This window comes from Paenibacillus sp. EKM206P (assembly GCF_011066155.1).
In the GTDB taxonomy this organism is placed as follows: domain Bacteria; phylum Bacillota; class Bacilli; order Paenibacillales; family Paenibacillaceae; genus Paenibacillus; species Paenibacillus polymyxa_D.
This window is the reverse complement of sequence record NZ_JAAMNQ010000005.1, coordinates 145,561-158,531: the sequence shown is the minus strand read 5'-3', so window position 1 is coordinate 158,531 and position 12,971 is coordinate 145,561. Positions and strand designations below refer to the sequence as shown.

The 12,971-nt window shown below is 45.9% G+C and carries 13 protein-coding genes; 3 read left to right on the top strand and 10 right to left on the bottom strand.

Annotated features, from left to right (window positions below):
- Window positions 1-36 precede the first annotated feature (36 nt).
- Entirely contained in the window at window positions 37-1,161 is a 1,125-nt protein-coding gene (locus G9G53_RS12995; protein WP_165148065.1) for an NADH-dependent flavin oxidoreductase, read from the bottom strand.
- 247 nt (window positions 1,162-1,408) lie between these two features.
- Window positions 1,409-2,359 carry a bile acid:sodium symporter family protein gene (locus G9G53_RS12990; RefSeq protein ID WP_165148062.1) on the bottom strand — a complete coding sequence of 317 codons (951 nt, stop codon included), beginning with the start codon at window positions 2,357-2,359 and terminating at the stop codon, window positions 1,409-1,411.
- A gap of 243 nt (window positions 2,360-2,602) precedes the next feature.
- Between G9G53_RS12990 and G9G53_RS12985 the strand changes: the two genes are divergently transcribed.
- The gene (locus G9G53_RS12985) at window positions 2,603-3,358 is read left to right on the top strand and encodes a tryptophan-rich sensory protein (protein WP_165148059.1); all 756 of its coding nucleotides are present in this window, start codon (window positions 2,603-2,605) and stop codon (window positions 3,356-3,358) included.
- Window positions 3,359-3,456: 98 nt separating this feature from the next.
- Here the strand turns inward: G9G53_RS12985 and G9G53_RS12980 are convergent, their stop codons facing one another.
- Together G9G53_RS12980 and G9G53_RS12975 are read right to left on the bottom strand one after the other, a co-directional pair.
- Window positions 3,457-4,521, bottom strand: a complete 1,065-nt coding sequence (locus tag G9G53_RS12980) for an undecaprenyldiphospho-muramoylpentapeptide beta-N-acetylglucosaminyltransferase (protein WP_185156357.1) — start codon at window positions 4,519-4,521, stop codon at window positions 3,457-3,459.
- 121 nt (window positions 4,522-4,642) lie between these two features.
- Window positions 4,643-5,023 (bottom strand): RidA family protein, encoded by a 381-nt coding sequence (locus G9G53_RS12975; RefSeq protein ID WP_029515998.1) that lies wholly within the window; start codon window positions 5,021-5,023, stop codon window positions 4,643-4,645.
- A 264-nt stretch (window positions 5,024-5,287) separates the two neighbouring features.
- On the opposite strand from G9G53_RS12975, the gene G9G53_RS12970 reads away from it, so the two are divergent.
- Both G9G53_RS12970 and G9G53_RS12965 read left to right on the top strand, forming a co-directional pair.
- Window positions 5,288-5,815 carry an RNA polymerase sigma factor gene (locus tag G9G53_RS12970; protein WP_165148053.1) on the top strand — a complete coding sequence of 176 codons (528 nt, stop codon included), beginning with the start codon at window positions 5,288-5,290 and terminating at the stop codon, window positions 5,813-5,815.
- Window positions 5,812-7,080, top strand: coding sequence for a DUF4179 domain-containing protein (locus G9G53_RS12965; protein ID WP_165148050.1), 1,269 nt, complete (start codon window positions 5,812-5,814; stop codon window positions 7,078-7,080). Before G9G53_RS12970 ends, G9G53_RS12965 begins: the two co-directional genes overlap by 4 nt.
- 77 nt (window positions 7,081-7,157) lie before the next feature.
- Here G9G53_RS12965 and G9G53_RS12960 read toward each other — a convergent pair whose 3' ends face one another.
- The 6 genes from G9G53_RS12960 to G9G53_RS12940 all read right to left on the bottom strand — a co-directional run bounded on the left by G9G53_RS12960 (window position 7,158) and on the right by G9G53_RS12940 (window position 12,958).
- On the bottom strand, window positions 7,158-7,883 hold the full coding sequence (locus G9G53_RS12960) for an NAD(P)H-binding protein (protein WP_029515999.1): 726 nt from the start codon (window positions 7,881-7,883) through the stop codon (window positions 7,158-7,160).
- A 46-nt stretch (window positions 7,884-7,929) separates the two neighbouring features.
- Complete coding sequence (locus G9G53_RS12955; RefSeq protein WP_029516000.1) at window positions 7,930-9,375, bottom strand: ATP-binding protein; 1,446 nt, start codon at window positions 9,373-9,375, stop codon at window positions 7,930-7,932.
- A gap of 175 nt (window positions 9,376-9,550) precedes the next feature.
- On the bottom strand, window positions 9,551-11,053 hold the full coding sequence (locus G9G53_RS12950; protein ID WP_165148047.1) for an HD-GYP domain-containing protein: 1,503 nt from the start codon (window positions 11,051-11,053) through the stop codon (window positions 9,551-9,553).
- 729 nt (window positions 11,054-11,782) lie between these two features.
- On the bottom strand, window positions 11,783-12,091 hold the full coding sequence (locus G9G53_RS12945; RefSeq protein ID WP_029516002.1) for a hypothetical protein: 309 nt from the start codon (window positions 12,089-12,091) through the stop codon (window positions 11,783-11,785).
- A gap of 98 nt (window positions 12,092-12,189) precedes the next feature.
- On the bottom strand, window positions 12,190-12,312 hold the full coding sequence (locus tag G9G53_RS26720) for a hypothetical protein (protein WP_274386362.1): 123 nt from the start codon (window positions 12,310-12,312) through the stop codon (window positions 12,190-12,192).
- Window positions 12,313-12,652: 340 nt separating this feature from the next.
- On the bottom strand, window positions 12,653-12,958 hold the full coding sequence (locus G9G53_RS12940; protein ID WP_238794843.1) for a hypothetical protein: 306 nt from the start codon (window positions 12,956-12,958) through the stop codon (window positions 12,653-12,655).
- Window positions 12,959-12,971 lie beyond the last annotated feature (13 nt).

Sequence of the window (12,971 nt, the reverse complement as noted above, 5' to 3'; positions counted from 1 at the left end):
ATGAGAGCAGCCTAGGGTATCTCCGTCATTCAAAATTTAGTCCGTAACAGGCATCCAGCCTGGAAGGGTCGTCAACGCACCCCACAGGTAGTCAGGAATGACTAGCTCCTGCTGGGCTTGCTTGGATAAGGTCGTGCGAATGGTATCTTCTGTGCCGTTTTGCACCTTCTGAACCCATTGCGGCTCCATCAAAAGTGGACGTCCCAGCGATACAAGCGGTACACCTGTCTCCAGTGCTGCAAGCGCCTCGTCCGGTGTATTCAGCGATCCGACTCCCATAATCGGCACACGGTTACCTACCTTCTCATGGATGAGAACGGTACGTGACCGTTCGTCACTACGGTCACGGAACGAACCACCGAAGAAATGATTTACGGAAATGTGCAGGTAATCCAGCCCTTGATCCGCCAGACGGTCTACAAGCACCATCGTATCATCCAGCGTGATGCCTGGCGTGTGTCCTTCCTCAGGAGACAAGCGGTATCCGAAAATGAATGGCCCCTTTGCATGTTCTGCGATCACTTTCTTCACTTCGTGAACAATCGCCAGCGGGAAGGTCATTCGTTTTTCAATACTTCCTCCCCATTCATCGGTACGAAGGTTGGAGTGCGGGGAGAAGAACTGCTGCACCAGGTAACCGTTCGCTCCGTGCAGCTCCACACCATCATAGCCTGCTTCAATCGCGCGGCGAGTTGCTTCGCCATAGGCGCGGATGACGCGATGGATATCGTCGGATGTCATTTCACGCGGCACAGGTGCGCCTTCTTTTTCCTCAGCTACTGCGCTTGCACTAATCGGTTGTCCGTCTGGAATCTGATCCGGTGGACACAGGCGGCCACCATGATAAATTTGCAGGATCGCTTTCGCGCCCTCTTGATGAATCGTATCTGCCAGACGACGGAGACTCGGAATCATTTCATCCTTGTCCGCACCGAACTCATTGACAAAGCCTTTGCCATCTGGAGTTACATACACACAAGCGGTAATAACCGCGCCCACACCACCGGAGCGTTCACGGTAGTATGCCAGTTCCTCGTCACTCACTTCACCATTTTCGTGGGAAGCAAAGTTAGTCATAGGTGCCATGGTAATACGGTTCTTCAACGTAACACCGGATGGCAGGGTAAAAGCTTCAAATAGAGAATTATATTTTGGGTTCATTCTTTCTCTCTCCTTCAGTTAAATCAGATCAGATAATATAAGGCTGTTGAGCATGAAGCCAAATACGAATTCGATGTAGTTTTCCTCCATAACGACTCAAACTACTGTTGCTTACTTAAATACAGTGGTTATAATAACCACAGTATAATGATCCGCAACTATAAAGTCAAATCTATCCTTTCTGACCATCCCTAAACTGTTCGAAAAAGCTGAACCGTAGCCACTTGGCACAAGCCACTAACAAAGCTTAATGCTTCCCGGTTGTGCTTTTCTTCTCCTCCCGGCGGGAAAACCAAGTCGCGAGCAACGAGCCGGAAATATTATGCCACACGCTAAAAATCGCACTCGGTACAGCAGCAATCGGGTTAAAATGAGCTGCTGCCAGCGCAGCACCCAGTCCGGAATTCTGCATTCCCGTTTCCAGCGTAACAGCTTTACGCTTGGAAAGATCCATGCCGAACAGCTTGGCAAACCAATATCCAAGCAGGAACCCGATTCCGTTATGCAAAATAACCACACCAAAAATAATCGGACCTGTCTCCAAAATCTTGCCTTTGCTGCCTGCAATCACAATAGCCACGATGAGCATAATCACCAGTGTTGATACGAGCGGCAGCGCCTGGACACTGGCTTCTGCCTGTTTGCGAAATAGCGATTTGACGATAACACCCAGCACAATGGGGACAATAACTACGATGAGAATGTCCATGATCAGGGACTTCGCATCAATATTCATCCAACGTCCCGCAAGCAGGTTAATCATCGCCGGGGTAGCCATTGGAGCAATCAGCGTCGACACCGAAGCAATCGATACCCCCAACGCCACGTCGCCTTTGGATAAAAGCGTCATTACGTTGGACGCAGTTCCACTCGGGCAACAGCCTACCAAAATGACACCTACCGCAATATCCGGTGGCAACTGCAATACTAATGCCAATCCAAAGGCCAGAAACGGCATAATCAGATAATGCCCGACCACACCAATAGCCACATCCACTGGACGCCGGAATACTTCGCGAAAGTCAGCCGCAGATAAAGTTAGCCCCATCCCGAACATGACAATGCCCAGAAATAACTGTATGTATCCTTTCAACCCTGTAAACGCCGCAGGAAAGAAAAATCCCAAGCATGCAAATAAAAGTACCCAGATGGAAAAGGTCCCTCCTACAAATTTCCCTACTTTCTCCAATCTATTCATTCAACTTATCTCCTTACTTCTATATAAGCTGAATTTGAGGAAATACAGCTTATATAGTGCTTAAAATTTTTATCATTGTACTACATATGACTGCATATACATACAACCTTTTATGATTATACCGGGATCAAGGAACTTTTTCCCGTTCGGACATATTCGAAAGCAAAGTGGGTATATTCATAGTAGAAGATTGTGACCAGTCGGTCATTTTGGATCATCATTCGTTGAGGAGGAGATATCCCAATGTCACGAAGCCATCCGTATAAATGGTGGAATATTATTGCATTTATCGCTGTCGTTCTCATTAACTTTCTGGCTTCTACACTTCCTATCGGTGGCAGAAGTACTGCTGCTGTATCCAACATGTACCCTACCCTGGTCACCCCAGCGGGTTACGCTTTTTCCATCTGGTCGGTCATCTACGTGCTGCTCGCCTGCTTTGTTGTGTATCAAGCTACACCTACAGGGCAAGCCAAGACAAGCGTTCAATCCATCGGTATTTTTTTTATTCTAGGCTGTCTTTTCAATATCATCTGGATTTTCCTCTGGCAGTATGTATACGTAGAACTGTGCGTCATCGTTATTATTTTATACTTGCTTTCCTTGGGCGTCGTGTATGTACGTACCCGCACACCTCAGCCAACCCGCGGAGAAATGTGGTTCGTCAAGCTACCGTTCAGCCTCAACCTCGGTTGGGTATCCGTTGCTACTATTATCAATATTGCAGTGGCACTGGAAAAGAATGAATGGAGTGGCTGGGGACTCAGCGATACGACATGGGCGATCATTATCCTGCTCATCGGCACCATATTGGCGATCATGGTCAGCTTTCCTTATCGTGACAGCATTTATCCTCTCGTATTTGTATGGGCCTATGTCGCCATCGCCGTCGAGCATCCGAACCATGAAAATGTACGGCTGGCTGCATTGATCTTGGCAGCAATCATTCTGGTGTACGCCCTATGGCTATTCTTTGCCCGTAATCGAGACCGGGATTAAAGAAACTATTGATATCTACTAGCAAAAACAAGCGAGTTCGGGTCTGAATCATCTAGCCCAAGCTCGCTTGCTTTGTTTATTCATTTTATCCAATATGATTAGGTATAGACTTTGATCAAATCTATAAGCTTGCTTGTTGAGTGATCTGCATTTATCTTCTTCATATTGATAATGTAATCCGACCTTTTTTCATACAAACGAAGAATCATGTCGACAAACCGTTCAGATTCCAACTCTTCTTCTTCTAAAAATTCACAAAAGCCTTGCGCCTTAAATGATTTTGCATTTAGAATTTGATCTCCCCGGCTGGCCGCCTTTGAAAGAGGGATCAATAGCATAGGCTTCCGCAACGTCAAGAATTCAAAAATGGAATTTGAACCCGCCCTAGAAACAACCATATCTGCCATCGTCATAACATCCGCCAGTTCATCGTTTATATATTCAAATTGCTTGTAACCATGCATATGAATGGAATGATTCACTTGGTCTTTACCACAGATATGCACGATTTGAAAATGAACGAGCAATGCCTCTAAATTCCTCCGGACCATCTCATTGATCTTCTTCGAGCCTAAACTCCCACCCATGATTAGAATGATCGGCTTATTTCGAGTAAATTCGCAATAGGCCAAACCTTTAGCTGCCACCCCATCTTTTAGTTCATCTCTCACAATAGCACCTACATACCGGGTATGCTTAGAGCGAAAGTACTGAGTGGTTTCAGGAAAGGTAGTACAAATTTCTGTAGCAAATGTGCTGGAAATCTTATTAGCTAATCCAGGGGTAATATCTGATTCATGAATGATTACAGGGACTTTATTCAACCAACCAGCCAATACCACAGGAACCGAAACAAACCCGCCTTTTGAAAAAATAATATCCGGTTTTTCTTTTCTTATAATCCGGTATGCTTGAGAAATCCCCTTCAGCACTTTAAAAGGGTCCTTAAAATTATCCCAATCAAAATATCTGCGCAATTTCCCAGTTGAGATGCTGAAATAACACACATTTTCTAGTCCGGAAATCAATTTTCTTTCAATCCCTTGTTTAGAGCCTATGTATTGGACACTCCATTGTTGTTCCAGTAAGTGAGGAATCAAGGCTAAGTTTACTGCTACATGTCCTGAAGAACCTCCACCAGTGAAAATTATTTTTTTATTAATCATCTCCACCTCCACTCTGTATTCAACAAAACACATTAAATTTGAGCAACCGGGTGCCTCTATTTAATAGGGACACCCGGTTGCCATGCAAACTTTTTATTTTATGAACGGACCTTTCAGACTATTCGCCCTTCAATGCAATGACTTCAATCTCCACCAGTGCATCCTTAGGTAGACGAGCTACCTCCACCGCACTGCGTGCTGGATAGGGTTGTTCAAAGAAAGAACTGTACACCTCATTGACGCTGACAAAATCGTTCATGTCCTTCAGGAATACAGTCGCTTTCACAACCTGGTTCATGTTGCTGCCTGCCGCTTCCAGAATGGCTTGTACGTTGCTCAAGGACAGGCGTGCCTGCTCCTGTACATCCTTACCAAACTCACCTGTTGCCGGATTCAGTCCAAGCTGTCCCGAAGTGTAAACAAACCCGCCTGCCTCTACCGCTTGGCTATAAGGGCCGATAGCACCGGGTGCTTTTTCAGTAGCAATTGTTTTTTTCATATGGGTTGGATTCTCCTTCCTGATACTGGTTCACCGTATTATAGCATGTGAAGTCCGAAGCCACTATTCCGTGCGACGGAATAACGCCCTGGGTTTCTTTTAAGACATCCCATTGCCACGTTGCTATATTTTTTTATCTCCGCTGTAACCTTTAGCACCTATGTATCATCTAACTCCTATAACCTGCTACAAAATAAATTCTACAAATCCAGATACAGGTACAATGATCATAGCTAAGTATAGGCGGGAGAGGAGCACCATCCTTTGAATCTCGAAACAAACTTACACCACGCAAAGCAGGGGGACCGCAAGGCATTCGTCGCCTTGATGAAACATATGGAATCCGATATGTATGGCATGGCGCGTTCCATTCTTCGTAGCAATGAAGATTGCGCGGACGCAATGCAAGAGGCCATGCTCAAGGCATACCAGTCTCTGGGTGAGCTGCGTGAACCTCGCTATTTTAAAACATGGCTGCTTCGTATCCTCATTAATGAGTGCCGTCTCATTATCCGCAAGCAAAAACGGATCGTACCCGTGGCGGAATTTATAAAGGAACCCTCCACCTCGGGTGGATATGAACAAATCGAACTGCGCGAGGCCATCGACCACTTGGAGGAATCCATGCGAACCGTAATTTCCCTGCACTATTTGCGGGATATGCCGATCAGAGAAATATCAGAGGTACTGGATGTATCAGAGGGGGCCGTCAAAACACGATTGCACCGTGCTCGCAGAACATTAATGGACCTGCTACAAAACCGCGGAGAAAGGAAGGTGACCTTGCAATGAGCCCTTCAAAGTTTGAGAAACAGAACCAAGAGCTGGATCGGAAATTACAATCAGAAAAAGAAAACTTGGAAGCAGACACGGTAATGATTCCCGATTTGGTAAGAGAACGCTTAGATACATTTTACACACAAATGGAATCGGATGTGGGGCCGTTATCCCAGTCTTCTTCCTTACATCAACCGGTCAAAAGATTTCTTCGGGGAACCGTAATTACCGCTGCTTCTGTGGCTGTCATTAGCGTTATGATCATTGGTAGCGCCTTTGTTTCGCCTACAATGGCAGAATCATTGAAACAGGTTCCCCTTGTAGACAGCGTGTTCAGGCTCGCTGGGGATTTCGGGCTACAGACCGCTGATCAGAAAGGGTTGGCAACTTCCTCGAATCTTAGTGTTACCCATGACGGTATTACGTTAAAGGTACCACAAATCATATTTGACGGGACACGCTTGGTCGTGGCGTTGGAAAAGAGCGGCGGAGATTCACAACAGCAAACCCTATATCCGACCATCCAAACGCAAGGACAGCCCGAAGAGGACATTCTGGAGAAAGTGGACCTGCTCATCAATGGGACATCGATCAATAGCAATAATGGCGCCTTTAATTTTATGTATGGCTACCCAGGCAAAGACAGTAATTCTATGCTGATTGCGTATATGCGTGATCCTGCCAGTGGTAAACCCGCCTTACCAGATCAGTTTGAGCTAGAGGTATATGCAAAGTTAAAAGGTGTAGCCGATCCGTTTCGCATACAAACCACGGTTCACAAAACTAAAATAAAAAACAAGATACTTCAGCTGCAAATGAGCAAATCTAATCCGTATCTTGCATTTACGGCAGAAAAGGTAGAAATTACCCCCATCACGACCAAGATTACAACGTCGTTCAAAATGCTGACCAATATTGCGCATATGCCGGATGAGTACACCGTGGAGCGTGAGTACAATTACATCAAAAACGGACAAACGATCCATTACACCAAAAAGGAATTGGATATGCTTGAGTATGCTGTATTCGACGAGCAGGGAAGAGAACTGCAGCTTCTGAGCGGCTCTGGAGTTCCCCTTACCAAAGAACATGACAGCAAAATGATCACCCTGTTTACTCCTTTTGTGGGAACTCCCCAGAAAATCATTTTCAAGCCTTATATCTTACCAACACAACCAGGCGGTAGTGCCCTAATCGATGCTAATGGCAACTGGACACGCCATTACATGGATGAATTAGAGATTACGATCGATGTGCCGCAACATACAGACCACCCATAAAACACAAATAACGCCGCTGCTGCCCGAATCATCGGGCAACAGCGGCGTTATTATCATTTTTAATCCTAAACGTGGTTTTACACGTTTACATCCGCATCCGCACCCGTTCCTGAACCAGTTTCCTCAACATCGGATGTTAGCTCCGCACCGATGACCCGAATGATGTCGTTCGGATAAATATGTACGCCGCTCGCCTGCGCAAGAGCGATTCGTACCATGGCTCGTGCGATGACCGAAGCCGGGATGGCACGGTAGGAAGCCAGCTTGCCCGTCATCAGACCGTCCAGCGCTTTCATGACAACAGCGGCAGCGGCTTCGCCCAAACGTCGTTCAGGTCTCGCTCCCAAGATCAGCGACGGACGGAACAAATGCAGCGCAGGCAATCCGATAGCGGCAAGCGCCTCTTCAGCCTCACCCTTGGTGCGATTGTAAAACACGCGTGAGTCTGGATCGGCGCCCATCGCAGAGACCGCAAGCATCTGTACCGCTCCAGCCTCTTTGCCCAACTGGGCAGCTAGCACTGGATAGTCCACATCCACCTGACGGAACTGCTCCTTGGAGCCAGCCTTTTTCATCGTTGTCCCAAGGCAACAAAAAACATCATCCACCCCTTCGAAGGCGAACGCCGTTTTCTGTGGCTGTTCCCAATCGATAAGCGCCTGCTCCAGCTTGGGATGCTTGATGTCCAACGGACGTCTGCCCATAACCATGACGCGGTTGTATTCCTTTTGCACCAGCAGCTCTCGTACAACATAACCCCCGACAAGCCCTGTTGCACCCACAACGACCGCTTTACGTTCCATGATAGACCTCCTTTGTGCCATAACGCTCCTGCTCCTACAATTGCGATTAGGTTAATTTAAAGGGTTGTTCGTCCGCCTCCTTGCTTTTGGACGGACACATCGGTAGGTACAGGGAAAATGTACTTCCATTGCCCTCCTCACTCTCCAGACGGATAAACCCGCCCAACAAGCGGGAAAAATCACGGCTGATGGACAATCCCAACCCAGTTCCTCCATATTTACGATTAATGGAACCGTTCGCCTGCTGGAATGCCTCAAAAATAACGTGTTGCTGAAGCTTGGAAATGCCGATGCCCGTATCTTTTACAGCAAATACAACCCAATCTCCCTCCTGTCCCTTTCGATCCAGATGTTGTGTACTGATTTCCAGCAATACACGTCCTTCATGAGTGAACTTAAAGGCATTGGACAACAGATTACGCAAAATTTGCTGTACTCGTTTGGAATCGGACCGAATTTCATTCGGTATAGGCTCATGCTCCTTTAAGCTGAATTCCAGGTTTTTATCCTTCGCAGTGACTTCAAACTGCATCATCATCACCTGCGCAATTTCACGCACATTGACCGGCTCACTTACGATTTCCATGTGTCCAGCCTCGACCTTGGACAAGTCCAGAATGTCGTTGATCAGTTGGAGCAAATCATGCCCCGAGGCATAGATGAGATCGCTGTACTGGTATAACTCGTCCTCATCCAGTTCCTTTCCCTGCTCGTTGATAATCTGCGCCAGGTTAATAATGCTGTTAAGAGGTGTACGTAACTCATGCGACATCGTTGCCATAAAATCCGATTTATATTGGGAAGCCATCATCAGTTGCTTGGCACGTTCCTCTAGAATGACCTTTGTCTTCTGCAACTCATCTCGCTGCTCTGATAACAACTCATTCGCCTGCTTAATCTGATGATTCCGCTGTTGCTCCATCTGAAAGTCCCGTAAAATCAGAGCAAATAGAAAACTGAGGACGATGCCGATTGGCAGTGTCAGAGGAACAACCTCCGCTACATAATAGCGCCAGGGAATGACGCCCAGGCAGGCTATATTTAACGTATTTACGATATTAACCGCTAAAATGGTCACCGATGCCTTGATAATCAGACGCCAGGTGGAACGCCGCATCCAGTAGTTCAATCCGGCGCACAGGACGCCCAGAATGCTCATATTCAAAAAGCCGACCCACGCCGCCATATGCAAACCGAAGGTAAATCTCGTAAGTCCGATTGCGACCCCAATAATAATAAGCGTATAGGAGCGGGGATACACCAATGCCGCGATAATCAGCGGTACAAAACGCAGATCAAAAATAACCGTTTCACTAAAGTTAAAACCAAAGCAAGAGCTGACCCATCCGCCAAATATCACTAGCAGCACGGAGCTGACATATTTGAACCGCGAAGAGGTACGACTCAAACCATATTTATAAATCACGTTCGCCACATAAGCAACGGCAATCAGCATCCCTAAATTCATTAAAAACATCATTGAAAATTGCATGGACTCACACTCCCATAGCGCAAAAAATTGGATGCCAGGCCTATGTTAACCGCGTTTGCCTTTCTTGTACATCATAACATGAAGCCCCATCTTTCGACATGTCAAAAGATGCTTAGCTCCCTATATAAAAAAGCGAACCTCAATGGCTCGCTCTAATGTGCTGATACCTATAGAATCAGCTTGTGATGCCTTTGTTCCGGCGCCACTCCTTGACAAATAATTCGGCAAAATAAGGGTCCCATTGGGTTCCCTTTCCCTCCTCCAATATCATAACCGCCTTCTCTTCCTTCATACCTTGCCGATAGGGGCGATTAGACGTCATTGCATCATAAGCATCCGCTACAGCAATGATTCGTCCAAATAAGGGGATATCTTCCCCAGCGAGCTGGTCAGGATATCCTTTGCCATCATAACGTTCATGGTGCGAGCGCACGCCAGGCAAATAAGGGGCCATAGCATAAGCCGGTTCAACTTGCCGGAGAATGCTCTCCCCCATAACCGGGTGCATTTTAATCTGATCAAACTCCTCGTCCGTCAGCTTGCCGTCCTTGAGTAGCACAGCGTCAGCCACGCCGATTTTACCGATATCATGCAGCAAGGCTGTTTTGCGCAGCAAATCGATGTCCGCCTCATTCAAACCTCCCTTGCGCCCAATGAGTACAGAGTATTCAGCTACACGCAAAGAATGTCCTGCGGTATAGGCATCTCGTGCATCCAGTGCTGCCGCCAAGGTGGCGAAGTAACTGTCCAATAGCTGACCGTTCTTTTCTTCCCGTTCCTTTAGGCCCTCAATCATCATGTTAAATCCTTCGACCAGCTCCGCAAATTCGTCCGAATACAAATCGCTGGCATTACTGTTCAGGCGGCCTTCCTTCACTTCATTCATTTTTTCCAGCAGGTGGTGGATCGGCTGTTCGATCTCACGGGTCAGCAACCTGCCTCCCAGATAAGCAAAGGCTACACCAAAGATTAAAATCGCACCCGCCCATGCCCAATAGGAACTAGAATTCGCCGCCTCCAAACGTTCCAAGCGAATCTGTGTAGCTAAACAAAATAAAAATAAAGGAAAAGCACCAATGAGCGTCGCACTTAACTGAAATTTATGCCGAAGCGATAGCAGGACTCGTCCTCGCAGGGACAGGCTCAATCCATATTGCTGGTAGGTTCGATCCCGAATTTCCTCCAGCAGTGGTTTGATTGCTCTCATGGTCAGGAAAAATTCAACCAGTGCGTGCATGGAAGCGACCAGACAAGCTCCTATACAGGCGATTCCTACATAATACAAGGGAAAGGTAAGTTGTCCAGTATGTATCATCCATAACGCAATGACGGTTGCCGGGATAGAGAAGCCTAACAAATGCGGTCCTACAATACGTAAAACTGACAAATTAGGCAGATGATGAACCCGGATATACACCGCTTCTACATCCTTGAGTGTTTCCTGGTTACCTAGAAAAAAACGATGAACCGGTCTCAAATGGACTCGAAACACTATGGTTTCACAAGCAATCATAATAACACTGGAAAATGCAATAATTTTAACAAGACCCCAAATTTCATGGTGGGCTACATTTAAGGTGGAAAATACAAAAATCATACCTACCAACAATACAGCGATAAACGAACCTATAATATAGTTCAGGATAACATGCTGAATAAAGCGCTTATAGGTCGGCAAATTGCTACCCCTCTTTTCATCCGTACACTCTAAAATATCTTGTGTATTCAATATCGGAGTCCAACCATCAAAAGTTTACCTTCTTGCTTGAGCATTTTACAATACGAAGACGACTTTTAGTCTGCAATTTATAGATGGGAAATCATACTATTCTTAATTAAGAAACCAAACACACCTTGTGTTTTAGATATATTCCTGCTATACTATTAAAGTATGTATTAACCCCATAAGATTCCACGCAACAAGCTATTACTCCTAATCACCGTATGGAGCTTCTCCAAATTTTATGTATAACCCTAATGTAGAATTTTGAGCTTTTGCCGAAGATTTTCACATTCACACTGGCGCGGTCATCGGAGCCGCAAGGACGAAAGAGAGGTAGGGCTTTTGTCGTTTGGAAAATGAACAGTGGAATCACACTGCCCCTTATGAACATGCTGACCATATATTGCAAGGTAGCAGGGGTTGAATATATATTATGCCATCAAACGATGAAGTTTGGGCAAGCTGTGCAGTACATGCAAACTGCACCCATCCTCCGGATGATCCCCGGGGGATTTTTCATTTTACGGAAACCGTATCATGAACAAAAAAATGACCCCGTCGATACATCGACAGGGCCTATAGCTTGATCAAAAAGGGGTTAATAGGGTCATTATAGTCTCGCTTTCTTAAAACTAAATGATATGCACCTTAAAAACTCATTAATTCTCCAGTTTTATATACCTTTTAATAATTCGTCCAATATTCTGTACCATCGGTCGGCATCGTTTGCGTAGTGGAACGTCTTGTTTCGGCTTGAGTGCGCCTTTGGGTCGAGGGACGCTCCCATCCTTCCAGTAAAACAACATGTTGGGTACCCGAATTGTTTTCCCAAGTGATGTAGCGCTCCTGTTCCATATGTCGCAAGGCGACTGTAATTTCAGCGTCTCGCTTGCCCGTTTTTACGGTCAATTCCGCCATTGTAGGCATGTGGCGATGCTGGGCGAAATAATTATACAAAATACGTAGCAGCTTTCGTTCCAAATCTGGCAACATCGTCTTCCCTCCTACAAAGAACATATGTTCCCATTATAACACATAAAAATGCACCCTCCTACTGGAAGATGCACTGGGCTTGTATTCCCATGTTGAATTCAGCTTTTTTCCTTCTCTTGACGACCGACAGAGCGCAGCCACCAAGCGACTCCACCAACACTTCCAAGTGCCAGAACCGTTAAGAAAATAATATAGAACAAATGAAATGCACGATCACTCATGGCAATCGCCTCCCTTACTTTATGTATACACTTTCCAGCTAAGCCTGTAAACCTCTTTTTGATCCCACATTCTAAATTTCCCCAAGAACTCGACAATAGATACTTGCTTGAGATCCATCGGTGCATACTAACTAAAAATGGTTAATACCAAATATGAGACAGACCAAGGAGGTTATCGAATATGAAATTCCTATTGATCGTGATCATCGTCGTGCTGATCGTTGTGTTGCTTATGAGAAGACGCAGATAAGCGGCGACATCCTGCATGGTTAAAAAGGAATACAAAAAGGGCTTTCGGCACATCACCGAAAGCCTTTATTCATATGAGGTTAGGGCTAAATTACGCCTTGTTCTTCTTGCTATATTTAATAAAAGCAATTACAAGCGCTACAGCAAACAATATTCCGCTGACTACCCATGTTGTCAGAAATGCCATACCCAAACCCACATTAGACCCCATCGTCGGGTGCTGCATGGCAGTAAACACCGAGCCCTGCATCATAAATATGGTACAGAATAAAACAACGGGCGCCAAAATAATCGTGCTTGCCGTCTTCCGACTACCAGATACTGCGATCACGCACAGAGCGGAAATCACCAAGATTACCCAATATATAACTGCTTCCCAAATCACTGAAGTGCCCACTGTTCAACCTCTT